The 24,226-nt window shown below is 71.0% G+C and carries 22 protein-coding genes and 1 riboswitch; of the genes, 3 read left to right on the top strand and 19 right to left on the bottom strand.

What is annotated here, in order from left to right:
• Positions 1-104 precede the first annotated feature (104 nt).
• Both ACFY3C_RS02900 and ACFY3C_RS02905 read left to right on the top strand, forming a co-directional pair.
• Positions 105-1,283, top strand: coding sequence for a Glu/Leu/Phe/Val dehydrogenase dimerization domain-containing protein (locus tag ACFY3C_RS02900; RefSeq protein ID WP_386577819.1), 1,179 nt, complete (start codon positions 105-107; stop codon positions 1,281-1,283).
• 95 nt (positions 1,284-1,378) lie between these two features.
• Positions 1,379-1,999 (top strand): TetR/AcrR family transcriptional regulator, encoded by a 621-nt coding sequence (locus ACFY3C_RS02905; RefSeq protein ID WP_386577818.1) that lies wholly within the window; start codon positions 1,379-1,381, stop codon positions 1,997-1,999.
• A 76-nt stretch (positions 2,000-2,075) separates the two neighbouring features.
• On the opposite strand, the gene ACFY3C_RS02910 is transcribed toward ACFY3C_RS02905, so the two are convergent.
• From ACFY3C_RS02910 to ACFY3C_RS02920, 3 genes are all read right to left on the bottom strand, one after another.
• Positions 2,076-2,861, bottom strand: a complete 786-nt coding sequence (locus ACFY3C_RS02910; protein WP_386577899.1) for an SGNH/GDSL hydrolase family protein — start codon at positions 2,859-2,861, stop codon at positions 2,076-2,078.
• 172 nt (positions 2,862-3,033) lie between these two features.
• Entirely contained in the window at positions 3,034-3,945 is a 912-nt protein-coding gene (locus tag ACFY3C_RS02915) for a peptidoglycan DD-metalloendopeptidase family protein (RefSeq protein WP_390769458.1), read from the bottom strand.
• Positions 3,946-3,949: 4 nt separating this feature from the next.
• Positions 3,950-4,112: riboswitch (cyclic di-AMP (ydaO/yuaA leader) on the bottom strand.
• A 303-nt stretch (positions 4,113-4,415) separates the two neighbouring features.
• Entirely contained in the window at positions 4,416-6,500 is a 2,085-nt protein-coding gene (locus ACFY3C_RS02920) for an alpha-galactosidase (protein ID WP_390769544.1), read from the bottom strand.
• Positions 6,501-6,671: 171 nt separating this feature from the next.
• Between ACFY3C_RS02920 and ACFY3C_RS02925 the strand changes: the two genes are divergently transcribed.
• Positions 6,672-7,469: a tyrosine-protein phosphatase gene (locus ACFY3C_RS02925; RefSeq protein ID WP_390769459.1), complete on the top strand. Its 798-nt coding sequence runs from the start codon at positions 6,672-6,674 to the stop codon at positions 7,467-7,469.
• A gap of 8 nt (positions 7,470-7,477) precedes the next feature.
• On the opposite strand, the gene ACFY3C_RS02930 is transcribed toward ACFY3C_RS02925, so the two are convergent.
• The 16 genes from ACFY3C_RS02930 to ACFY3C_RS03005 all read right to left on the bottom strand — a co-directional run bounded on the left by ACFY3C_RS02930 (position 7,478) and on the right by ACFY3C_RS03005 (position 24,222).
• Positions 7,478-7,600, bottom strand: a complete 123-nt coding sequence (locus tag ACFY3C_RS02930) for a DUF6126 family protein (protein WP_386577815.1) — start codon at positions 7,598-7,600, stop codon at positions 7,478-7,480.
• The gene (locus ACFY3C_RS02935; protein ID WP_390769460.1) at positions 7,597-8,220 is read right to left on the bottom strand and encodes a helix-turn-helix domain-containing protein; all 624 of its coding nucleotides are present in this window, start codon (positions 8,218-8,220) and stop codon (positions 7,597-7,599) included. Before ACFY3C_RS02935 ends, ACFY3C_RS02930 begins: the two co-directional genes overlap by 4 nt.
• 65 nt (positions 8,221-8,285) lie before the next feature.
• Complete coding sequence (locus ACFY3C_RS02940) at positions 8,286-9,671, bottom strand: aspartate aminotransferase family protein (RefSeq protein ID WP_390769461.1); 1,386 nt, start codon at positions 9,669-9,671, stop codon at positions 8,286-8,288.
• Positions 9,668-11,611 carry a 1-deoxy-D-xylulose-5-phosphate synthase gene (gene dxs, locus ACFY3C_RS02945; protein ID WP_390769462.1) on the bottom strand — a complete coding sequence of 648 codons (1,944 nt, stop codon included), beginning with the start codon at positions 11,609-11,611 and terminating at the stop codon, positions 9,668-9,670. The genes ACFY3C_RS02940 and dxs overlap by 4 nt, the downstream gene beginning before the upstream one ends.
• Before the next feature lie 41 nt (positions 11,612-11,652).
• Entirely contained in the window at positions 11,653-12,768 is a 1,116-nt protein-coding gene (gene ispG / locus ACFY3C_RS02950; protein WP_386577811.1) for a flavodoxin-dependent (E)-4-hydroxy-3-methylbut-2-enyl-diphosphate synthase, read from the bottom strand.
• Between the two features lie 4 nt (positions 12,769-12,772).
• Positions 12,773-13,795, bottom strand: coding sequence for an adenosyl-hopene transferase HpnH (gene hpnH / locus ACFY3C_RS02955; RefSeq protein WP_386577810.1), 1,023 nt, complete (start codon positions 13,793-13,795; stop codon positions 12,773-12,775).
• A 5-nt stretch (positions 13,796-13,800) separates the two neighbouring features.
• A complete protein-coding gene (locus ACFY3C_RS02960) occupies positions 13,801-14,442 on the bottom strand; it encodes a 1-hydroxy-2-methyl-2-butenyl 4-diphosphate reductase (RefSeq protein ID WP_390769463.1) in 642 nt (213 codons plus the stop codon).
• A complete protein-coding gene (gene shc / locus ACFY3C_RS02965; RefSeq protein ID WP_390769464.1) occupies positions 14,443-16,473 on the bottom strand; it encodes a squalene--hopene cyclase in 2,031 nt (676 codons plus the stop codon).
• Between the two features lie 116 nt (positions 16,474-16,589).
• Entirely contained in the window at positions 16,590-17,663 is a 1,074-nt protein-coding gene (locus ACFY3C_RS02970) for a polyprenyl synthetase family protein (RefSeq protein WP_386577807.1), read from the bottom strand.
• 59 nt (positions 17,664-17,722) lie between these two features.
• Entirely contained in the window at positions 17,723-19,150 is a 1,428-nt protein-coding gene (hpnE, locus tag ACFY3C_RS02975) for a hydroxysqualene dehydroxylase HpnE (protein ID WP_390769465.1), read from the bottom strand.
• The gene (locus ACFY3C_RS02980) at positions 19,147-19,287 is read right to left on the bottom strand and encodes a DUF6380 family protein (RefSeq protein ID WP_390769466.1); all 141 of its coding nucleotides are present in this window, start codon (positions 19,285-19,287) and stop codon (positions 19,147-19,149) included. Before ACFY3C_RS02980 ends, hpnE begins: the two co-directional genes overlap by 4 nt.
• A complete protein-coding gene (gene hpnD, locus ACFY3C_RS02985; RefSeq protein WP_390769467.1) occupies positions 19,287-20,237 on the bottom strand; it encodes a presqualene diphosphate synthase HpnD in 951 nt (316 codons plus the stop codon). The genes ACFY3C_RS02980 and hpnD overlap by 1 nt, the downstream gene beginning before the upstream one ends.
• Positions 20,234-21,160: a squalene synthase HpnC gene (hpnC, locus tag ACFY3C_RS02990; protein ID WP_386577804.1), complete on the bottom strand. Its 927-nt coding sequence runs from the start codon at positions 21,158-21,160 to the stop codon at positions 20,234-20,236. Before hpnC ends, hpnD begins: the two co-directional genes overlap by 4 nt.
• A gap of 337 nt (positions 21,161-21,497) precedes the next feature.
• Positions 21,498-22,292, bottom strand: coding sequence for an ABC transporter ATP-binding protein (locus ACFY3C_RS02995; RefSeq protein WP_390769468.1), 795 nt, complete (start codon positions 22,290-22,292; stop codon positions 21,498-21,500).
• Positions 22,279-23,208, bottom strand: a complete 930-nt coding sequence (locus tag ACFY3C_RS03000; RefSeq protein WP_386577802.1) for an ABC transporter permease — start codon at positions 23,206-23,208, stop codon at positions 22,279-22,281. Before ACFY3C_RS03000 ends, ACFY3C_RS02995 begins: the two co-directional genes overlap by 14 nt.
• A gap of 141 nt (positions 23,209-23,349) precedes the next feature.
• A complete protein-coding gene (locus tag ACFY3C_RS03005) occupies positions 23,350-24,222 on the bottom strand; it encodes a glycosyltransferase family 2 protein (protein WP_390769469.1) in 873 nt (290 codons plus the stop codon).
• Positions 24,223-24,226 lie beyond the last annotated feature (4 nt).

Genomic DNA, 24,226 nt, shown 5'->3' on the forward strand with positions numbered 1-24,226 from the left:
CGGCGTCCTGCGCGCACAGCTGAGGATCCGTCGCACGTTGACAGGCCGTCCACCGGCTCCGAATACTGACTCGCGATTCAGTAACCCTCACCCGGGAGACCCCCATGACCGCCCCTCTGATGTCGCTCGTCTGGACCGACCACATCACCGGCCGCCGGGGTTTCCTGGTGGTGGACCGGCTGGTGCGGGGCGTGGCCAGCGGCGGGCTGCGGATGCGGCCCGGCTGCACCCTGGAGGAGGTCGCCGGACTGGCCCGCGGCATGACGATGAAGGAGGCTCTGCACTACAACCCCGAGGGCCGTTATGTCCCGCTCGGCGGCGCCAAGGGCGGCATCGACTGCGATCCGCAGGACCCCGGGGCGTACGGGCTGCTCGTGCGCTACCTGCGGGCCATGCGGCCGTACATCGAGAGCTTCTGGACCACCGGCGAGGATCTGGGCCTCACCCAGGACCTGGTGGACCGCGCGGCGGCGGAGGCGGGCCTGGTCTCCTCGGTGCAGGCCGTGTACCCGCTGCTGGACGACGAGGCGGCGGCTCGCAAGCGGCTCGCGGACGCCTTCGCGGTCGAGGTGGACGGCATCGGCCTGGACGAGCTGGCGGGCGGCTGCGGGGTCGCCGAGTCGGTGCTGGCCGCCCTGGACCGGGCGTCGGTGCCGTACCGGGGCACCCGGGTGGCCGTGCAGGGCCTGGGCACGATGGGCGGGGCCACGGCCCGCTTCCTCGCGCGCGCGGGCCTCACGGTGGTGGCCGTTGCCGACATCAAGGGGACCGTCGCCAACCCGGACGGTCTCGACGTGGAGGCGCTACTGGCCGCGCGGGACGCCTACGGCACGGTCGACCGCTCGGTGCTGCGCCCCGGCGACCGTGAACTGCCCGGCGACGCGTGGCTGTCCGCGGACGCGGAGGTGCTGGTGCCGGCCGCGGTGTCGTACGCGATCGGCACCGCCGAACAGGAGCGGATCACCGCCCCCTGGATCGTCGAGGCGGCCAACATGCCCGTCCTGCCCGAGGCGGAGGCTCTGCTGGCCGCGCGCGGGGTGACCGTGCTGCCGGACGTGGTGGTCAACTCCGCCACGAACGCCTGGTGGTGGTGGACCCTGTTCGGCGACATCGGCCCGGACGCCGACGAGGCGTTCGCGCACATCCGCCGTTCGATGCGCGCCCTGGTCGACCTGATGCTCACGCGCGCGGAGGCCGACGGTACGACGCCGCGAGCCGGCGCCCACGCCCTGGTGACCGACCGACTGCCGGTGATCGCGGAGCGCTTCGGGTGGTACCGCTGACACAGGCCGGGCGCCCACGGGACCGCGGCACGCGAAGTGGCCGCGGGAGCCGGGCTCTTTCGGTGCGGCCCTGGGCGACGGATTAGGGTGACCGCGTGGCGAGAGTGCGGTTGAGTGTGGCCGAGCGGCGGGAGGAGTTGCTGCGGGCCGCCATCGAGCAGATCGAGGCGCGGGGCGTGGCGGCGGTGAGGATCGCCGACGTGGCCTCTGCGCTCGGTGTGAGCAACGCGCTGGTGCTGTACCACTTCTCGACCAAGGAGAAGCTGGTCGCCGAGGCCTTCACCTATGCGGCCGCGGACGACCTCGCGCATCTGCGGGGGCTGCTGGACCGGCGGACCTCCGCGCTGCGCCGCCTGCGGGCCGCCGTGCGCTGGTACGCGCCCACGGGCCAGGCCAAGGGCTGGCGACTGTGGATCGAGGGCTGGGCGGTGGCACTGCGCGAGCCCGCCCTCCGGCAGGTCACCCGCGATCTGGACCAGCAGTGGAAGGCGGCGATCACCGCGGTCATCGCGGAGGGCGTGGCGGGGGGCGAGTTCGAGTGCGCCGACCCCGCGGGAGCGGCGCTGCGGCTCACCGCGCTCCTCGACGGTCTCGCGGTGCAGCTCACGTCGTACCCGGGCTCGGTGCCGCGGTCCCGGGCGCGGCAGTGGGCGGACGAGGCCCTGGCCCGGGAACTCGGGCTGGGCCGGGAGGCGTTGACCGAGCCGAAGCGGTGAGCGTCCGGTCGGTGCGGTGGTACGGATGTGCCCCGCACCGCCGGGCTCGCGCGGTGCGGGGCACGGACGCCGGCCGTCACGCCACCGACGCGATCCGCATCTTGATGTCGTCCGGCGACAGGGTGCCCTTCGCCGTCACGTGGTCGCCGGAGGACTCGCCGCGCAGCCGGCGGCCGATCCACGGGACGAGGTACTCGCGGGCCCAGTGGACGTCGTCGCGGCGGACCTCCAGGGTGCCCCGGGGCGGGAGCGGCGGCCAGGGCTGCTCCGGGTCGGCCGGGATCTGCAGGCCGAGGGCCTGGCCTGCGCGCAGCGCCACGCGCGTGTGCCCCTCGGGTGAGAGGTGGAGCCGGTCGTCGTCCCACGCCCTGCGGTCCTGGACGGACTTCAGGGACCACAGGTCGAGCACGGGGCACCCGTACCGGTCGGCGATGGCGCGGACGTGCCCGTTGTAGGTGGCGATCTTGCCGCGCAGATGCTTGAGCAGCGGGACGCCACGGGTGTCGAAGCCGGTAGTCACGAGCACGGTGCCCGCGACGTCGGTGAGCTGGGACACGGCCCGCTCGAAACGCTCGGCCACCTCGTCCGGGTCGGTGCCGGGCCGGATGATGTCGTTGCCGCCCGCGCAGAAGGACACGAGGTCCGGGGCGAGTTCGACGGCCTTCGGGAGCTGGTCCGCCATGATCTGGTCGAGCAGCTTTCCGCGCACGGCCAGGTTGGTGTACGCGAAGTCGCCCTCGGGACGCCGGTCCGCGAGCAGTACCGCGAACCGGTCGGCCCAGCCCACGAACGCCCCGTCGGGGCCGGGGTCGCCCACGCCCTCGGTGAAGCTGTCCCCCACCGCCACGTACGACCCGATCAGTGATCTGTTGTCATTCTTCGAATCGTCTGCCACGTCGGACCATGATTCACCTTCGGATGTGACCTACGCGACCGTAGGCAGGGGTTGACGAACGGTGAGATGAGACACCCTTAAATGATTTGCCAATCCTGGAATAACGCCACGGTCAGGCGTGTTGACGGTGCGCACACGCTCAGACGGCGACGCCGTGCGAGCGGAGGTAGCCGAGCGGGTCGATGTCCGAGCCGTAGTTCGGCGTGGTGCGGATCTCGAAGTGCAGGTGCGGGCCGGTCACGTTGCCGGTCGCGCCGGAGAGGCCGATCTGCTGGCCCGCGGTCACGGTCTGGCCGGCCGAGACGGAGAGCTGCGAGAGGTGGGCGTACTGGGCGTAGTAGCCGTCGTTCAGCTTGATGACGACCTGGTTGCCGTACGCGCCGCCCCACCCGGCGGAGACGACGGTGCCGGCGGCGACGGCCTTGAGCGGGGTACCGGTCGGCACGACGAAGTCGACGCCGGTGTGGTGGCCGCTGGACCACATGCTGCCGGCCACGTGGTAGGCGGTGCCGATGGTGGCGCCGACGACCGGGAGGGTGTAGCCGGTGGAAGGCACGGAGGGCACCGAGGGGGCGGAGGGTGCGGTGGCGGCACCGGAGGCCTGGCCCGACTGGGACCGGGCCGGGGATGCCGGCGCCGGGGCGGAGGGCTCGGTGTGCGTCCGGGCCACCTTCGCGCCGAGCGACAGCTTCAGGCCCGGGTGGATCAGCGAGGGGTCCTGGCCGACGGCCTGCCGGTTGGCGTCGTAGAGCCGCTGCCAGCCGCCGCTGACGTGCTGCGCGTCGGCGATCTTCGCCAGCCAGTCGCCGGACTGCACCGTGTAGGTGCGCACACCCGAATTCAGCTGCGCGGCCGCCTTCTTCACGGTCGTCTTTTCCACGGCCGGAAGGGACTGCACGGCCTTTCCGGAAACGGACTGCGTGGTGGCGGCGTGCGCTCCGGTGGCCCCGAGGAGCGGCAGGGCCAGCGCGGCACCGCCGGTTCCGGCGACGGCGATCGAGCGGGTGAGACGCGGGGTCTTGGGACGGCGGTGCTTACCCTTCGTGGGCATGGCGCTTTCCTCTCCGGCGCCTGCGAGGTGAGCTGACGGGTTCGGGCTGGAGCTGCCCGGCCGCGCGGTGCGTGGCTGCACCCCAGCCTGTTCCGGAGACCGGGACAGGCAGTCGTACCTGGCGGGTCCCCCGCTCCTGCCGAACACGGGTGAAGTGTGTGGGGACTCCGGGCGGCGGCAGGATTCGGCGTTCCGTCCGGATTGGTGGCGAACGTAAGCGAGCAAGACGCAACCGGACAAGAAGCAGTTTCCCGGCGTCGGCGTTTCAAGTGATCGAATTCGGGAATTCACGGTCACTCTCCGTGAATTCCCGAATCCTCCCCCTTTTCAATTGCCTTCGCTTTTATGGGGATTACGTGGACATGACGCGCGACGCACGGTCACGAATATGACGCTCCTCACGCGCCGACTTCCCACGCCCCCTTACTCCAGAGCGAGTTGGAATGAAGGCTCCAATTCGGACAGAACACTCAGATGCGGCGTAGCCGGAGAACCGTCGCATCCAGGTCACCCTTCAGTCCGGTGCGCAGCCCGTGGTGCAGCAGGACGACCCCGCGGTGCACTTCGCTCGTTTCGCGGCATTCGTACGACGCCTTCGGGTCGAGTCCGCGCAGCCGCAGCGCCGGCACCGGCTCGCCGTAGTGCTGCGCCTGGAGGCAGGCGAGGACCACGGCCTCGCCCCCGAGGACGTACTGGACGGCGCTCAGACCGCCCGTCGGGGGCCGCAGCCGGTACTGGTCGCCGCGCTGGACGACCGGTCGGATCTCCTTGTAGAGGTCCACCCAGCGACGAGCCTCGGCCAGCTCCTCCCCGGTCCACTCGGTGAGGTCGCCGCCGACGCCGAGGACCCCGGCCATCGAGCTGACGAAGCGGAACCGCAGCGAGCTCTCCCGCCCGTTGAGCTGGGTGTTCGGGCTGTCGGTGACCCAGGCGGCCATGACCCGCGCCGGATGGATCTGGCTGAAGCCGTGCTGGATCGCGAGCCGGTCGAGCGGGTCGGTGTTGTCGGAGGTCCACACCTGGTCGGTACGGCTCATCACGCCGAGGTCGATCCGCCCGCCGCCGCCCGAGCAGGACTCGAAGGCGACCGAGGGATGGGCGGCGCGCAGCCGGTCCAGCAGGGCGTACAGGGCGCGGACGTGGTCCACCCACAGACGCTGCGGGTACGGCTCCCCGGGCCAGCCGGCGTCGGTGAAGCAGCGGTTGAAGTCCCACTTCACGTAGTCGATCGGGGCGCTCGACAGGAGGGTGTCCAGCTGCTCCCAGAGGTACTCCTGGACGTCCTCGCGGGCGAGGTTGAGGACGAGCTGGTTGCGCAGTTCCGTCCGCTTACGTCCCGGTTGGTACTGCACCCAGTCGGGGTGGGCGCGGTAGAGGTCGCTGTCGGGGTTGACCATCTCCGGCTCGACCCAGATGCCGAACTGCATGCCGAGGCCGTGCACCTGGTCGGCGAGGGGCTTGAGGCCGTGCGGGAAGCGGTCGGGGTTGGGCGTCCAGTCGCCGAGGCCGGCCCGGTCACTGGTGCGGGCACCGAACCAGCCGTCGTCCACGACGAACAGCTCGACGCCGATCTCGGCGGCCCGCCGGGCGAGGGCGGCCTGCTGCTCCTCGGAGATGTCGAAGGTGGTCGCCTCCCAGGAGTTGAACAGCACCGGCCGGTCCTGCTCCGCGCCCGGGATGACGTACGCCCGCTGGTAGGCGTGCCAGGTGCGGCTGGCCCCGCCGAACCCGCCGTCGCTCCACAGGCCGGCGAAGACGGGGGTGGTGTACGACTCCCCCGGCTGGAGCAGCAGCAGGCCCGAGTCGTCGTATCCGGCGCCGCCGGTGATCTGCACGCGCGCGTCCGGGAGTTGGGCGACGGCGATCCGCCAGGAGCCGGACCAGCCGAGCGCGCAGCCGTAGACCTCGCCGCGCTCCTCGGTCGCGTCGGCGTCCAGCGCGACCCAGGGCAGGTGCTGGTGGCCGGTGTGGCCGCGGCGGCTGCCGATGACCTTCTCGCCGTAGGTGAGGGGGGCGGTGGTCAGCAGCGACTCGGCGGCCCAGCGGCCGTGCAGCTGGGACAGCCGCCAGCCCTCACGGTCGGGCAGGGTCCAGGTGGCGGCGTCGGCACGCAGCAGCTCCACGCGCGCGTGCGAGCCGTTTTCCATGGTCACCCAGCGCTCCACGACGTCCCCGCGCATCCGGTAGTGCAGGGTGACGGCGAGCCCGTCGTCGTCGAAGCGCAGCCGCAGTTGGTCGCCGTCGGTACCGCCCTCTGTGTCGTACGACACGAAGCGCCACTCGGTGCCGCGCCGCTCCTCGGTGCGCACGGACAGAGCCGGACGGACGAAGCGGGGGCCGCCCTCGACGGGGTACTCCTCGCGGCCGTCGAGCGGGGACTCGAAGGGCCAGTAGGCGGGCAGCGGGCTCAGCGCCAGTGCCTCGGCGTCGGCGAGTGCGATCCGTGGCCCCCAGTGCAGGTGCAGCAGTTCGTCCGCCTCGGTCAGGTGCAGCGCATAGCTGCTGCCGGGGCCCGACAGGAGCCAGGTACGACCGTCTTCGGCGATGTCCACCATCGAGACCTCACAGGTGCCAACAGATCCGCTCAAGTGCGAACATCATTAGGCCCAGCAGCCCCTGGTGGCAACGCCTGTGGACAACTCATTGCCCGAGGTAATCGATGTCGTATCGTCGACGGAGCGCCCGTCGACGAGCCGCGCCGGCGGGGCCGACCGTGAGGAGCCCCCGTGACGCAGCAGGTCCCCTCGACCGAGCCCGAGCTGGCCGGAGTGCGCAATTTCCGCGATGTGGGCGGACTGCCGACCGTGGACGGACGGCGGGTGCGCCCCGGGGCGCTGTTCCGCAGCGGCCACCTCGCGCACGCCACCGAGGAGGACGCGGCCTTCCTCGCGTCCCTGGGCCTGCACACGATCTTCGACTTCCGCAACGCGGCCGACCAGAAGCTGGAGGGCCCGGACGTCGAGCTGCCCGGCGTGCGGAACGTGAACCTGCCGCTGAGCGACCCGGCGGACGGCGCCGAGTTCTGGAAGATGGTCCGCGACGGCGACATCGAGCAGCTGCGCGGCATCCTCGCGGACGGCAAGGCGGCGGCCCGGATGGTCGCCTCGTACCGGACGATCGTCAAGGAGCGCACCGCCGAGCACTCACGGGTCCTGCACGCCATCGCCGAGGACAGCGTCCCCGCGCTGATGCACTGCGCGGCGGGCAAGGACCGCGCGGGCATCTCCATAGCCGTCACACTCCTGGCCGTGGGCGTGGAGCGCGACGCCGTCATCGCCGACTACCTGGAGTCCAACGCCAAGCACCGGCGCTACAAGGTCCGTCGCAACGGCAGCCCGGACACCGCGTACACGCCCGAGGTGATGGAGCTGCTCAGCCCGCTCTTCGACGCCCGCGCCGAGTATCTCCAGGCGGCCTTCGCGAGCATCGAGGAGACGTGGGGCGGCACCGACGCCTACTTCGCGCAGGGCCTGGGGCTCACCCCCGAGACCCGGGAGCGGCTGCGGGAGCGGCTGCTGGACTGAGGGCGCGGTCAGCCCTTGGCGCCCACCGCGAACAGCAGATAGAGGAACGCGGCGAACAGGTGGCCGACGGCGATGTAGATGATCAGCCGGATCCACAGCGAGCGGGGGAACTTTTCCTCGAAGTTGCTCATGACAGCTCTCCAGTGACGGGGCCCAGGCACAGCGTGGCCGTGGGGCTCTGCAGCAGGGTGTGGACGAACAGCAGCTCCACGCCGTCGTGGTCCTCGGCGGCGAGGCGGTGCGGGGTGAGCGAGTCGAAGTGCGCGCTGTCGCCGGGCGTCAGCAGGTGCTCGGTGTCCCCCAGGCGCAGCCTGAGCCGCCCCTTGAGGACATGGAGCCACTCCTCACCGGGGTGGACGCGCACGATGTCGCCCTGGGTGCCGTACGGCACCCGGACGCGCAGCGCCTGCATGCCGCGACCGGGGGCTCCGGCCTGGAAGTAGGTCCAGCCGCCCGCGTGGGTCGGCTCCATGTCGGCGGCGCGCACGACGGCGTCCCGGTCGGCGACCGTCTCGCCGAGCAGCTCCGAGACGGTCGTACCGTAGATACGGGCGAGCGCGAGCAGCATCGGCAGCGAGGGCTGGCGCTGCCCGGTCTCCAGCCGGGACAGGTGGGCAGGCGAGAGCCCGGCGGACCGGGCCGCAGCCTCCAGGGTGAGGCCGTTGCGCCGGCGCAGGGCGCGCAGCTGCGGCGCCACGGCGGGCAGGTCGTCGCCGTGGCCCGCCGGTGGCGCGGCTTCTGAGGCGTTCATGCCTCCATTCAGCCGGATCCTTGCCTCTGCGGCAAATTACTTGCCTCAGAGGCAAAAGCCCGGCTTCAGCGGTTGGCCACCGCCTGCTTGATCAGGGTCTTGCCGAAGTCCCACATCAGGCCGCCGCCGCTGTGCGCGTCGTCCATCACCGCCGTGAAGGCGTCCACGAACCGGTCCACGTCGGCCTCGTTCACGACCAGCGGCGGGATGAGCTTGATGACCTCCAGGTGGTCGCCGGAGACCTGGGTGAGGATCCGGTGCCGTTGCAGCAGCGGTACGACCACCATCTGCGCGAACAGGCCCTTGCGCGCGGCCTGGAGCATGGTCCAGCGGCTGCGCAGCTTCAGCGAGCCGGGCTTCCCGAACTCGATGCCGATCATCAGGCCCCGGCCGCGGACGTCGGCGAGCAGCTCGTACTTGTCGATCAGCGCGGTGAGCCGGGACTTCAGCAGGTCGCCCGTGGTGCGCACCCCGGCGACGATCTGCTCGTCCTCCATCACCGACAGCACGGCGAGGCCGGCCGCCATCGCCTGCGCGTTGGACCCGAAGCTCGCCGAGTGGACCAGGACGCGGTCCATGGACGAGTAGACCTTCCTGAAGATCCAGTCCTTGCCCAGGGTCGCGCCGACCGGGACGTAGCCGCCGGACAGCGCCTTGGCCACGCACACCAGATCCGGTTCGACGCCCTCCTCGTGCTGGTAGGCGTAGAAGTCGCCGGTGCGGCCGAGGCCGGTCTGCACCTCGTCGGCGATGAGCAGCGCCTTGTGCCGGTGCAGCAGGTCCTGCGCGGCGCGCAGATAGCCGGGCGGGGCCTCGTGGACGCCCTTGCCCTGGATCGGCTCCACGATCAGCGCGGCCACGTCGCCCTTCTTCAGCTCCCGTGCGAGCGCGTCGAGATCGCCGAGGGGTACCGCGGTGTCGGGCAGCAGCGGGGCGAAGCCGTCCCGGAAGCCGTCCTCGCCGTTGACCGACAGGGAGCCGGTGGTCAGGCCGTGGAAGGCGTGGTCGCAGTAGAGGACGCGCGGCCTGCCGGTGGCGTACCGGGCGAACTTCAGGGCGGTCTCGACCGATTCGGTGCCGCTGTTGCCGAAGAACACCCGGTCCAGGTGCGGGCTGTGGGTGAGCAGCCGCTCCGCGAGCAGGCCGGGCAGCGGCTGGCAGTCGAAGCGGGTGAGGTCGGCGAGGTCGAGGTCCAGGACGTCGTGCAGCGCCTTGCGGACGACCGGGTGGTGGCGGCCGAGGCCCATCACCCCGAACCCGGCGAGCATGTCCAGGTAGTCGTTGCCGTCCGCGTCGTAGAAGTGGGCGCCCTCGGCGCGCTCGTAGACCTTGTCGAAGCCGATGGTGTGCAGCATGCGCGGGAGCTGCGGGTTCAGGTACTTCGCGTGCAGCTCGTAGCGCTCGGCTCCGCGGTCGGCGAGGAGGGCGCCGAGGTCGAACTCCTTGGTCATTCAGCTTTCTCCTTGACTCTGCCCCCCGCGTTCTTGACGGCCTGACGCGTCTCCTTGACGGCGAGACCCGGGTCCTTGACGGCCAGGCTCGCGCCGATCCGGCCGGCGATCTCGACGGGCGTGAGGCCGATGTCGGCCAGCACCTCGCTGCGCTTGGCGTGCACGAGGAACTGCTCCGGGATGCCGAACCGCCGTACCGGCACGTCCACGTCGGCGTCGCCGAGGGCGAGCGCCACGGCCGAACCGACCCCCGCGGCCCGGCTGTTGTCCTCCACGACGGCCACCAGCCGGTGTGCGGCGGCCAGCACCGGCAGCTCCGGGTCGACGGGCTTGACCCAACGGGGGTCGACCACCGTGCAGCCGATGCCCCGCGCCGCCAGCAGCTCGGCGGCCTGCAGGCACACCGGCGCCATCACGCCGACGGCCACCAGCAGCACCTCGGGGTCTTCGCCGCGGTGCAGGACGTCCATGCCGCCGACGTGGTCGACCGCAGGGATCCGCGGGCCGACGGACTCCTTCGGGAAGCGGACCAGAGTGGGCGCGTCGTCCACGGCGACGGCCTCGCGCAGCTGGGCGCGCAGCTGGTCGGCGTCGCGCGGCGCGGCGATCCTGAGGCCGGGGACGACCTGCAGGACGGACATGTCCCACATGCCGTTGTGCGACGCCCCGTCCACGCCGGTGACGCCGGCCCGGTCCAGCACGAAGGTCACCCCGCACCGGTGCAGGGCGACGTCCATCAGCAGCTGGTCGAAGGCGCGATTGAGGAAGGTGGCGTAGACGGCGACGACCGGGTGCAGTCCGCCGGTGGCGAGACCGGCGGCGGAGACGGCCGCGTGCTGCTCGGCGATGCCCACGTCCCACACCCGGTCCGGGAAGCGCTCGGCGAACTTGCCGAGGCCCACCGGGTGCAGCATGGCCGCCGTGATCGCCACGACGTCCTCCCGCTCCTCACCGATCCTGACGATCTCGTCGCCGAACACCGAGGTCCAGGAGGGCCCGTTGGACGGCACGAGCGGTGCGCAGGTGAGCGGGTCCATCACGCCGACGGTGTGGAAGTGGTCCTCCTCGTGGGCGAGGGCGGGTTCGTAGCCGCGGCCCTTCTCCGTGAGGCAGTGGACCAGGACGGGCCCGTGGAAGCGTTTGGCCCGCCGCAGCGCCGACTCGACGGCCTTGATGTCGTGCCCGTCGATCGGACCGACGTACTTCAGGCCCAGGTCCTCGAACATGCCCTGCGGGGCGAAGGCGTCCTTGAAGCCCTTCTTCGCGCCGTGCAGGGACTCGTAGACGGTGTGGCCGACGACCGGGGTCCGCAGCAGCACGTCCTTGCCCCAGGCGAGGACCTTCTCGTAGCCGTCGGTGGTGCGCAGGGTGGCCAGGTGGTTGGCCAGGCCCCCGATGGTCGGGGAGTACGACCGCTCGTTGTCGTTGACGACGATGATCAGCGGCCGGTCCTTGGCGGCCGCGATGTTGTTCAGCGCCTCCCAGGCCATGCCGCCGGTCAGCGCGCCGTCGCCGATGACCGCGACCACGTGGCCCTTCTCCCCCTGCACCTGGTTGGCCTTGGCCAGGCCGTCGGCCCACCCGAGCGCGGTCGAGGCGTGGCTGTTCTCGATGACGTCGTGCTCGGACTCCTCGCGCGAGGGATAGCCGGACAGGCCGCCCTTGCCGCGCAGCTTGGAGAAGTCCTGACGCCCCGTCAGCAGCTTGTGGACATAGCTCTGATGGCCGGTGTCCCACAGGATGCGGTCGACCGGCGACTCGAAGACCCGGTGGAGCGCGATGGAGAGTTCCACCACCCCCAGGTTGGGCCCCAGGTGGCCGCCGGTTCTCGCCACCGCGTGCACCAGGAACTCACGGATTTCTTCGGACAGTTCACCGAGTTCCGCCTCGGACAGCGCCTTCAGGTCGCGTGGTCCCCTGATGCTCTCCAGAATCGTCACGCTGGGCCCCCTCTCGGTCCGTGCCGTGCTTCAACCCCAACTCACTTCGTCTGTTCCGCGAGCTTCATGGCCTCCTCGATGAGGGTCTCCACGATCCTGGACTCGGGGACGGTCTTGACGACCTCGCCCCTGACGAAGATCTGGCCCTTGCCGTTGCCCGAGGCAACCCCGAGATCTGCCTCGCGGGCTTCGCCGGGACCGTTGACGACACACCCCATCACCGCGACCCGCAGCGGCACCTCCATGCCGTCCAGCCCCGCCGTGACCTCGTCGGCCAGCTTGTACACGTCGACCTGGGCCCGCCCGCAGGACGGACAGGAGACGATCTCCAGGCGCCGCTGCCGCAGCCCCAGGGACTCCAGGATCTGGATGCCGACCTTGACCTCCTCGGCGGGCGGGGCGCTCAGCGAGACCCGGACGGTGTCGCCGATCCCCCGCGACAGCAGTGCCCCGAAGGCCACCGCCGACTTGATCGTGCCCTGGAAGGCCGGGCCGGCCTCGGTGACCCCCAGGTGCAGCGGGTAGTCGCAGCTCTCGGCGAGCAGCCGGTAGGCCTCGATCATCACGACCGGGTCGTTGTGCTTGACCGAGATCTTGATGTCCCTGAAGTCGTGCTCCTCGAAGAGCGACGCCTCCCACAGCGCGCTCTCGACCAGCGCCTCGGGCGTCGCCTTGCCGTGCTTCTGGAGCAGGCGCCGGTCCAGGGAGCCGGCGTTGACGCCGATCCGGATCGGCGTGCCGTGGTCCCTCGCCGCCCGCGCGATCTCCTTCACCTGGTCGTCGAACTTCTTGATGTTGCCCGGGTTCACCCGGACCGCCGCGCAGCCCGCCTCGATCGCCGCGAACACGTACTTCGGCTGGAAGTGGATGTCCGCGATCACCGGGATCTGCGACTTCCTGGCGATGGTCGCGAGAGCGTCCGCGTCGTCCTGCGTGGGGCAGGCGACGCGGACGATCTGGCAGCCGGACGCGGTGAGTTCGGCTATCTGCTGCAGGGTGGCGCCGATGTCCGACGTACGGGTCGTCGTCATCGACTGCACCGACACCGGGGCTCCGCCCCCGACCGCCACCGGACCGACATGGATCTGCCGCGACACGCGCCGCGGTGCGACCGGCCGGGCCGGTACCTCGGGAACGCCCAAGGGGACGGCGGTCATGGCGTCACTCCCGGTTTCCGGCGACGGTCTCGCGCATGGCCCGCAGCGACTCCTTCAGGGAGCCCATGGTGGCGAGGACGGCGGTGGGCTCGTAGCCGCAGTGCGCCATGCAGTTGGCGCAGCGCGGGTCCTTGCCGCGGCCGTACTTGTCCCAGTCGGTCTCCTCGACGAGTTCGCGGTACGTCGGCACGTACCCGTCGCTCATCAGGTAGCAGGGGCGCTGCCAGCCGAAGAGCGAGTAGTTCGGGATCGCCCACGCGGTGCACGGGAAGTCGACCTTGCCCTCCAGGAAGTCCAGGAAGAGCGGGGAGTGGTTGAGCCGCCAGCGCCTGCGGTTGCCGCCCGAGAAGGCCTTCTTGAACAGCTCCCGGGTCTGCTCGACGCCGAGGAAGTGCTCCTGGTCGGGCGCCTTCTCGTAGGCGTAGGCGGGCGAGATCATCATCTCGTCGACCTCGAGGTCGTCGTTGAGGAAGTTGAGCACCTCGATGATGGTCTGCGGGGTGTCGGTGTTGAAGAAGGTCGAGTTGGTGGTCACCCGGAAGCCGCGCCGCTTGGCCTCCTTGATGGCCTCCACCGCCTCGTCGAACACGCCCTCCTTCGCGACGGACTCGTCGTGCCGCTCGCGCAGCCCGTCGATGTGCACAGCGAAGGCGAAGTAGGGCGAGGGTGTGAACTTGTCCATCTTCTTGCGCAGCAACATGGCGTTGGTGCACAGGAAGACGTATTTCCGCCTGGCCACCAACTGGCGCACGATCTCGTCGATCTGAGGGTGCATCAGCGGCTCGCCACCGGCGATGGACACCATCGGCGCACCGGACTCCAGCACCGCGCCCACGGCCTGCGCCACCGGCATGCGCTGCTTGAGCACACCCGCCGGGTGCTGGATCTTGCCGCAGCCCTCGCACTTGAGGTTGCAGGCGAACAGCGGTTCCAGCTCGACGATGAGCGGAAACTTGTCCCGCCTGCGGATCTTCTGTTCAGCCAGGTAAGTAGCGACCTTGATGGACTGACGCAGCGGCATGGCCATCTGGCTCACCTCCGGGGGAGCAACAAAGAACGGTGCCATTCGAAAAAAGCAGGAAGGACGGTACGAAGAACGCGGAAGGCTGATATTCCACCGCGCACCGTGCCGATCCGGACGAGTTCATGTTCTGGAGCGTCCACGACCACCCGTACGGCCGCAACCGGGCGCTCGCCGGCGCGGACGGCGCTCAGGAGCGTGGCCGCGGACTCCATGTCGACCGCGATCGCGCCGGTCGCGAGCAGGGCGGACCGCTCATGGCCGCGCACGACATGGTCGGAGCCGGTGACGGGCCCGGTGTGGACGGTGCGCCCGGGCAGGATGCGCACGAGTTCCTTGACGAGCAGGTCGGTGCCCACGCACGGGACGGTCCCGTGCGGGTCCCGGGTCTCCTCGGCGACGACCAGGTCGCCGGGGTGCATCCCGGGTGCGAGCCCGGCGCAGAAACCGGTGGCCAGGACGGCCGCGTCGGCCAGCGCCGGGTCCGCGAGGAGCCGGGTGACGGAGCGTTCCGCCGCCCTGGGACCCATGCCCGTACGGACGACGGTGAACGACCCACCCGCACCGCTCCGATCACCGGTGCGCAGGGCGAGGTGCTCGATGCCGAGCGCGCAGGCGATCAGCAGCGGGGCCGGGGCGGGCTGGGCGCTCATTCAGCTCCCCTTGGCCTCGGAGAGCGGCTTCTCGGTCTTGGCGAGCAGTTGCCGCTCGAACGGGTCGCCGTGCAGGTACCGGCCGAGCGCGGTGAGCGGGAAGACCTGCCGGTAGAGGTGGTAGTTGATGGAGAAGTCCCAGGGGAAGCCGGTGCCGGTGAAGTACGGCTCGTCCCAGGACCCGTCCTCCTGCTGGGTCTCGGCCAGCCACCGGACACCGCGCTCGACAGCCTTGGAGTCCTGCTCCCCCGCCGCGAGCAGGGCCATCAGCGCCCAGGCGGTCTGCGAGGCGGTGGAGGCGCCGCGGCCGCTCCACTCCTTGACGTACTTGTAGGAGCGCAGGTCCTCGCCCCAGCCGCCGTCGTCGTTCTGGACGCTCTCCAGCCAGCTCACGGCCCGCCGGATCGCCGGGTGCGAACCGGGCAGCCCGGCCGCGGTCAGCGCGGGCACCACCGAGCCGGTGCCGTAGACGTAGTTGACGCCCCAGCGCCCGAACCACGAGCCGTCCGGCTCCTGTTCGGCGAGCAGCCACTGGATGCCGCGCCGGGTGCGAGGGTCGTGGGTGAGGCCCTCGGCGGCCAGCATCTCGACCACGTGCGCGGTGACGTCCGCGGACGGCGGGTCGATGACCTCGCCGAAGTCGCAGAACGGCAGCCGGTTCGGGAACGGGCTGGTGTTGTCGACGTCGAAGGCGCCCCAGGCGCCGTTCTTCGACTGCATCCCGAGGTTCCAGCGCACCGCGCGTCCGATCGCCCCGTCCACCCGGTCGGGGTCGTGGTGCCTGACCCGGCGCAGCGCGAGGGCGACCTCGGCGGTGTCGTCGATGTCCGGGTAGTTGTCGTTGTGGAACTCGAACGCCCAGCCGCCGGGCGGCAGTCCGGGCCGCTTCACGGACCAGTCGCCGGGCCGGACGATCTCCTCGCCGAGCATCCAGTCGGCGGCCTTGACCAGTTGGGGGTGGTCGACGGGCAGGCCGGCGTCGACGAGCGCGATGGTGGCGAGGCAGGTGTCCCACACCGGGGACTGGCAGGCCTCGATCATCCGGGCGCCGTCCTCGCGCCATACGGCGAAACGGTCCAGCGAGGCGAGGCCCTCGCGCATCACCGGGTGCTGGAGGTCGTAGCCGAGCAGGTGCAGGGCGATGACCGAGTACACGGCCGGTGGCTGGATGCCGCCCCAGCAGCCGTCGTTCTCCTGGCGCTCGATGATCCAGCGGGCGGCGGAGTTCATCGCGGCCCTGCGCAGGCGGCGCGGCGCGACCTTGCGCAGCTGGTGCAGCGCCTTGTCCAGGCGCTGGAACGCGCCGTCCCAACTGGCCACCGGCGCCAGCGGCTTGGCCGGGTTGGGGTCCGCCGGGTCGGTGTGCAGCTCGTCCAGCGGGAAGGGCGCCGGGCGGACCGGGCGCTTGGCCGAGACGATGGTCAGCGGCACGATGGTCTGCCGGGCCCAGCAGCCGAAGTCGTAGATGTTGAGCGGCATCCAGCTGGGGAAGTAGATCAGCTCCGGCGGGAGTTCGGGCAGGTCCTCCCACTTCCACCAGCCGAACAGGGCCAGCCAGATCCGGGTGAACACCCGGGCGGCGGCGATCCCGCCTCGCTCGCGGATCCAGGCGGAGGCCTTCGCCATGTGCGGGGCGTCGGGCGCGTCACCGGCCAGACGGAGGGCGACGTACGCCTCTACGGTGGTGGACAGTTCGCCGGGCCCGCCGTAGAACGTGGCCCAGGTGCCGTCCGCGCGCTGCTCGCCGCGGATGAACAGGGCGGCGGCCTGTGTCGTCGCCTCGTCGCGGATCCCCAGGAACTGACGGAGCAGCAGGTCCTCGGCGTCCATGGTGACGTTCGTCTCGAGGTCGCCCTTCCACCAGCCCTCGGCGTCCTGCCGTGCCAGCAGGAAGTCGGTGGCGCGCCGTGCGGCGCGTTCGGCGGCTTCTTGTACCCCGGCCGCCGCGGGGGTGGCGATGTCGGTTTCGCTGGCCGCGGCAGCGCGGGGCGGGATGGTCGCCCCGGTGCTTCCGTCGGTCGTCGCTGTCATGGCTTCCCCTTAGTGCAGTCGTGCGAGTCGTGCTGCTGTGGGTCCGCCGTCGGCCGGTGTCCGTCGTCCCTCGACACCGGCCGGCGACTACGCGAGGGCTATTCGACCGATAATGATCATCTCTTTCGTACGACGACGAAGTCGGCGAGTGCCGTGAAGGCGGCCCGCACCTGTTCGGGCATGTCGACGGCGCCGAGGGCTTCGATGGCGATGGTGTGCTGACGGCGTGCTTCCTCGGCCGTCCACTCGCGGCCGCCGGCCTCCTCGATGAGGGCGGCGCGGGCCGCGAACTCCTCCTCGGAGAAGTTCTCGAAGTCGCTGCTCTTGGCGTCGGCGGCGAGGATCTCGCCGAGCCGCTCGGAGGCGGAGCCGCCCGCGGCGAGCGCGGCCACGACCGGCAGGGACTTCTTGCGCTGGCGCAGGTCGCTCCAGGTCTGCTTGCCGGTGGAGTCCGGGTCGCCCCAGATGCCGAGCAGGTCGTCGACGGCCTGGAAGGCGAGGCCCAGGTGGTAGCCGTACTTCTCCAGGGTGTCGGCGGTGCGGTCGTCGGCGCCGCCGAGCACCGCGCCGATGGAGCTGGAGGCGGCGAGCAGGGCGCCGGTCTTGTTGCCCTCCATCTCCAGGCACTCCTCGACGCTGACGCGGTCGCGGTGCTCGTAGGAGATGTCCTGCGCCTGACCGTCGATCAGGGCGCGGCTGGCGGCGGTCAGGCGGCGGGTGGCGCGGCCGGCCTCGACGGTGCCGAGCTCCAGCAGGATCTCGTTGGCGAGGGCGAACAGGGCGTCGCCGACCAGGATGGCCTGGGCGGGGCCGTGCACCTTCCAGACCGTGTCGCGGTGCCGGCGTTGCTCGTCGCCGTCCATCAGGTCGTCGTGCAACAGCGAGAAGTTGTGGACGAGTTCGACGGCGACGGCCCCGGGGATGCCCACCTCGGGTGCGGCGCCGGTGACCTCGGCGGAGAGGACGGCCAGGGCGGGGCGCACGGCCTTGCCGCCGTCGCCGTCGGCCGGGTTGCCGGCCGCGTCGATCCAGCCGAAGTGGTAGGCGGCGACGGTGTCCATCGGAGGCGCCAGGCGGTCCACGGCCGCACGCAGGACCGGGGTGGCCAGGGTCCGGCCGCGCTCCAGAAGCGCGGCTACGTCCACCGCGGTCCTCCGAGCGGGCGTCGAGGCCGGGGGAACAGTGGGCACAGTCTCTCCTCTTGTTGCGGTACCGGGGGTGCGGGGGCCTGCCGCGTGCTGATCGAGCGTCACGCCGCCTCCTCGAACTCGAAGAGGCGGCGGGGGCGGGGCCGGCCCAGGGTGCTCAGCGCGGCGTCGGCCGCGCTCACTCCACTGCGGACCGCACTTTCCATGGTCGCGGGCCACCCGGTGGCGGTCCACGCTCCGGCCAGGTACAGGCCGGGGGCCTTGGTGCGGGCGCCGGGCCGCAGCCGCCCGACGCCGGGGGTGGGAGCGAACGTCGCCGTGCGCTCCCGGGTCACGAAGAAGTCCTTCACCGCCGCGCCGCGTGTGCCCGGGATGAGGCGCTCCAGCTCGGGCAGGTAGCGCTCGCGCAGCTCGGCGACCGGTGCGTCGATCTCGTCCTGCGCGGCGGACTGGGAGAGGGCCAGGTACTGCCCCTCGGCGAGCCCGGACGCGTCCGTGCGGTCGAAGACCCACTGCACGGGGGTGCCGAGGGCGGCGAAGAAGGGCCGGGCGAGCACCTTGCGGTCGTAGACGACATGCACGTTGAGGATCGGCGCGGTGCCGATCCTCAACAGCTGTTCGGGGGCGTCGAGGGCGCCGGGTGGCAGCAGGTCGTACGTCTCGCGCTGGGGTACGGCGAGGACGACCGCGTCAGCTTGGAGCGTCTCGCCGGGAACCTGAACGCTCCAGGTCCCGTTTTCGTTGTTGGAGACGGAGGTGACGCGTGTACGGACCTCGGTACGGACGCCCGCGGAGTCGAGCGCCTTGCGGGCCAGCCGGTCGTGCAGTTCGCCCAGCGGGACATGGGCCCAGCCGATGTCGGCCGCGCCCGGGTCGGACAGCAGACCGGTCTTGAACACCATCGCGGCGAGCCCCAGCGAGACGTCGCCCGCGACCGCGTTGAGGGTGGCGACCCCGACCAGGTCCCACAGGGCCTCGACGGCACGCGCCGACTGGCCGTGGGCGGCCAGCCAGCTGCCGAAGTCCTGGGTGTCCAGGGTCGGATCGGCGAGGTCGAGCCCCTTGAGCGCGAGCGCGGCACGCCCGACCGCGGCACGCTCGGCGAGCGACAGGTGCGGATAGGTGGCCAGGCTCCGGCCCAGATGCAGGGGTACGGGCAGGGCGTCGCGCCGCAGCCTGCCGAGCCGGCGTCCCTCGGGCCGGTTCACGTCGAGAACGGGCACGTCGAGACGATCCTGCAGCGGTGCCAGCGCCGCGCCCTCGATGCGGTCGAGGAACCAGCGGTAGGCGGTGCAGCAGCGCAGGTACACGTGCTGGCCGTTGTCGACGGTCAGTTCGCCGCGCTGGAAGGAGAAGGCGAGGCCGCCCAGTCTCGGCCTGCCTTCGAGCAGGGTGACCCGGACGCCCGCGTCGGCGAGCGCGAGCGCAGCGGTGATCCCGGCGAGGCCGCCGCCGACCACGACGGCGCTGCGTCCTGCCGGTGCCGGGGTGTCGGCGTGCGCCTGCGAGTGGTGTGCGCCGTCGCTCATCGTGCGTCCTTCCGTGCCTGCCGGGCGTGCTGGATGAACGGTGCACGCTCGGCCGTCGCAGTCAGGGACGCCACGCCGCAGCGGAGGGTTGCCCGCCGCATCGGGCCGTCGGAATCCGCCTCGTCAACAGAGTCCATCAGGCGCGCCTCCTGAGGGTCCGCCGGGACACGTGCCGGGTGTCGAGGCCCGACAGTCCGCGTACGGCGACGTACGCCTTCTCGCGTCCGGGCAGCGAGACACGGCCGCGCAGCACGGCCTCCGGGTCGCGCTCGATGCGGTCGAGCAGGCGGCGGTAGATGCCGGCCATGGCGGCGACGCAGGCGCCGCTGCGCCGGTCGAGCATGGGGAGGAGCCGGTATCCCTCGGCGAAAAGGGCGCGGGCCCGCCGCACTTCGAAGTGCACGAGGCCCGCGAAGTCGGAGCCCTCCGGTGGGGTCGGCCCGTTGAAACCGGCCGAGCACCCGAATTTCGCGAGGTCGTCGGCGGGCAGATAGGTACGGCCGCCCTCGGCGTCCTCGCGGACGTCTCTGAGGATGTTGGTGAGCTGCAGTGCGAGACCGAGCGTGTCGGCGTACTCGGACGCGCGCTCGGCGCCGCGCGCCCCCGGTTCCGTGCCGAACACGCCGAGCGAGAGGCGGCCGATGGCGCCGGCCACGCAGCGGCAGTAGACCTTCAGGTCGTCCCAGGTCTCGTAGCTCTCCCCGCGCACGTCCATCTGGACGCCGTCGATCAGCTCGTCAAGGCCGCCGAGCGGGATCGGGAAGGCGTGGGAGGCATGGGTGAGGGCGACGGCCACCGGGTCGGTGTCGTCCTCCTCGACCCGGCCCGCGCGGACCCGGTCGAGCAGCGCCCGGGTGTCCTCCAGGCGCGCGACCTTGACCTCGCCGGGCAGGTCGCCGTCGCCGATGTCGTCGACACGCCGGGAGAAGGCGTACAGCGCGGACATGGCACGGCGCTTGGGCGCCGGCAGCAAGCGGATGCCGTACGCGAAGTTGCGGGCCTGCTGCCCGGTGACGGCCTCGCAGTAGCTGTAGGCGGCGAGTACCGGTGCGGACACGTGTGGCACAGACTCCACGGTCCGGATCACCCCTCTCCTCGCAGGGTCACGCCCACCTCACGCAGCAACTGGACCTTGCCGGGTCTGGGCGGGCCGGGAAGTACGTCGTATTCGGCGGCGGCGATCGCCCGGATCGCCGCCCTCCCCCCTGCCACGAACCCCGCGAGCAGCAGCTTCAACCTGCCGTGGACGCTACCCACCAAGGGGGCGCCTTCATTCAGCAGATCGCGGGCGCGTTGCGCTTCGTATGCAACCAGAGCGCGCAACGATGCGCCCGTGGTTTTCGCGGCAAGATCCGTTTCCTGGACGTGGAAGCGCTTCATGTCCTCGGCGGGCAGATAGATCCGGTCACGGCCGAAGTCCTCGGCCACGTCCTGGAGGTGTTCCACGATCTGCAGTGCGGTGCAGATGGCGTCGGAGAGGCGGATCCGCTCGGGGGTCGAGGTACCGGTGACGGCGAGGACGAGGCGGCCGACGGGGTTGGCGGACAGTTCGCAGTAGGCGATGAGGTCGTCGTAGGTCTCGTACCGTGCGACCAGCTGGTCCTGGCGGTTGGCGGCGATCAGGCCGAGAAAGGGCTCGGGGGTGAGGGCGCGGCGGCGGACGGTGGGCTGCAGGCGGCGGAGCAGCGGGTGGCGGGGCGTGCCGTCGAAGACACGCCGCAGGTCGGCCTCGAAGGCGTCGAGGAGGGCCAGCCGGTCCTCGGCCTCGGTGACCGTCACGCCCAGGACGCGCGCGTCGGCTCCGCCGGGGGCCAGGTCGCCGTCGCCGATGTCGTCCACCAGGCGGGCGAAGCCGTACACCGCCATGAGGTCGGCACGCCAGGCCCGGGGCAGGAAAAAGGGGGCCACGGGGAAGTTCTCGCTCGCAGCCTTGTCCAGCGTGGCGCGCTCCAGTTCCGGCGCCGTTTCGGTTCCCGTCACCGCGCGCTGCCCGGGGCGGGGACGGCACATGCTGCGTTGAGCTGGGGAGTTTCCGTAGCCATTGCCGTCACATCTCCCGTTCTACACTGCCGATCCGATACACACTATTTCGGACACGCCGCCCGGCCCTCCGGGGGGTTGCCGCCGGGAGGGTGTCGCGCATTATGGCCCTACTTGCCGCTTTCCGGCACCCGTACAGCTTACGTTGTACAACGCAGCAAGGTCCGTCGGGGTGTCCTGCACATCACAACAACACACCGATTGGCGTCAAGATTCCTAAGGGCGCCGGGAGTTGACGCTTCTTTTGCAGACGCAGGGCCCCACCGGACGGTTGCCGACGGGGCCCTGGCCGAAACGGCTCAACGGGTCACTTGCCCGTGAACTTCTCGTACTCCTTGAGGACCTCTTCGGTCGGCCCGTCCATGCGCAGTTCGCCGCGCTCCAGCCACAGGACACGGTTGCAGGTGTCGCGAATGGACTTGTTGTTGTGACTGACCAGAAACACCGTGCCGGCCTCCTTGCGCAGTTCCCGGATGCGCTCCTCGGAGCGCTTCTGGAACTTGCGGTCACCGGTGGCCAGCGCCTCGTCGATCATGAGGACGTCGTGGTCCTTGGCGGCGGCGATGGAGAAGCGCAGCCGGGCCGCCATGCCGGAGGAGTAGGTGCGCATCGGCAGGGTGATGAAGTCGCCCTTCTCGTTGATGCCCGAGAAGTCGACGATCTCCTGGTAGCGCTCCTTGACCTGCTCACGGGACATGCCCATGGCGAGGCCGCCGAGGATCACGTTGCGCTCGCCGGTGAGGTCGTTCATCAGGGCAGCGTTCACACCGAGCAGCGAGGGCTGGCCGTCGGTGTAGACCTTGCCCTTCTCGGCGGGCAGCAGACCGGCGATGGCGCGCAGCAGGGTGGACTTGCCCGAGCCGTTGGAGCCGATCAGGCCGATGGCCTCACCGCGGTAGGCGACGAAGGAGACTCCGCGCACGGCGTGCACCTTGCGTACGCCCCGCTCCTCGCCGCGCTTGATTATGCGGCTCAGGGCGGCCGTCGCACTGCCCTTGCCCGTCTTCGCGCCGTTGACCCGGTAGACGATGTGCAGGTCGTCGGCGATGACCGTCGGGCGCCGCTCGGCGCTGCCTTGGGGGTTCTGCTCAGCCACGGCCATACCTCTCCTCCGCCTTCCAGAAGTACACGAACCCGCCGGCGAAGGCGGCCACGGCCCAGAACAGGGCGATGGCCCACACGTGCGGCGGCAGGTTCGAGGCGCCGTACCCGTCGATCAGCGCGAAGCGCATCAGGTCCATGTAGACGGCGGCCGGGTTCACCTGCAGCAGGCGGACCACCCACTCGGGACGGCCCTCCATCATCTTGCTGATGGAGAACATGACTCCGGATGCGTACATCCAGGTCCGCAGGATGAACGGCATCAGCTGGGCCAGGTCCGGCGTCTTGGCGCCCATGCGCGCCACGATCAGCGCGAGCCCGGTGTTGAACAGGAACTGCAGCACCAGGACCGGCACGATCAGCAGCCAGGACAGGCCCGGCCAGCTGCCGAAGCCGATCGCCACGATGAACATCACGATCATCGAGAAGAGCAGCTGCTGCAGCTGCTGCAGCGAGAAGGAGACGGGCAGCGAGGCGCGCGGGAAGTGCAGGGCGCGCACCAGGCCCAGGTTGCCGGAGATCGCGCGGACGCCCGACATGATCGAGCTCTGCGTGAAGGTGAAGACGAACACGCCCGTGACGAGGAACGGGATGTACACGTCCTTGGACATGCCCCGGCTCGCGTGCAGGATGACGCCGAAGATGAAGTAGTAGACCGCCGCGTTCAGCAGCGGGGTCGCCACCTGCCACAGCTGGCCGAGCTTGGCCTGGCTGTACTGCGCGGTCAGCTTCGCCTGCGAGAAGGCGAGGATGAAATGGCGCCGCCCCCACAGCTGCCGGACGTACTCGGTGAGCGAGGGCCGAGCACCGCTCACGGCGAGCCCGTACTTGGCGGCGAGCTGGGCCGCCGTCAGTCCCTCGTCGGGCGACGGGGCCGCGGTCACCGCGACACCGCCGTCGGTTGTTGTCTCACTCACAGGTGGAAGCTTTCGTCTTCGAGTGCGTCGGGTTCGTCGTGAACGTCGTGGTCGGCGTGGTTCGTCGTGCGTGCGCCGTCCCGCTGCGTCGGATCCGGCTTCGGGCCCGCCCTCAGGGCGCGGCCCGCACGGTCGAGCTTCTCAGATGACGGGGGGCCGGCCCAGTCGTGTGAGCCGCCACACAGTGCGCCACCGCATCGGGCGGCGGGGGCCGCACGGGGAGGTCCAGCCCTCCTTGAAGCCGCCGAACCAGGCCCTCAGGGCCGGTCCCGAGGGGCGGCGCAGCAGGGTGAGCAGCAGCCAGACCCCGAGGTAGACGGGGACGAGGAGCGCGGGGAGGTTGCGCCGGGCCAGCCAGACCCGGTTGCGGGCGACCATGCGGTGGTACACCGCGTGCCGCGAGGGCGCGGTCGTCGGGTGGTACAGCACCATGTCGGACCGGTAGTCGATCATCCAGCCCGCGTCGAGGGCCCGCCAGGCGAGGTCGGTCTCCTCGTGGGCGTAGAAGAACTCGTCCGGGAGCACGCCGGCCTCGGCGAAGACCCGGGTGCGGACCGCGTTGGCGCCGCCGAGGAAGGTGGTGACCCGGGAGGAGCGCATCGGGTCGGAGGCGCGCAGCCGCGGGACGTGCCGGCGCTGGGTCTCGCCCGTGTCCGGGTCGGCGATGCGGAAGCTGACGATGCCGAGCTTCGGGTCGGCGGCGAACGCCTCGCGGCACAGCTCGGCGGTGTCGTGGCGGGCGAGCAGGCCGTCGTCGTCGAGGAAGAGGAGTATGTCGACGTCGCGGCCGCTGGGGCCGAAGGCCTCTATGCCGACGTTGCGGCCGCCGGGGATGCCCAGGTTCTCGGGCAGCTCTATGGTCCGTACGCCCTCGGGGACGTCCGGGACGGGCGAGCCGTTGCCGACGACGACCACCTCGACCGGGTCGCCGTCCTGCTTGGCGACCGAGTCGAGCAGCGCACGCAGCTCCTCGGGCCGGTTGCCCATGGTGATGATGACCGCGCCGACCTTCATGCCG

The organism is Streptomyces sp. NPDC001410 (assembly GCF_042895235.1).
In the GTDB taxonomy this organism is placed as follows: Bacteria; Actinomycetota; Actinomycetes; order Streptomycetales; family Streptomycetaceae; genus Streptomyces.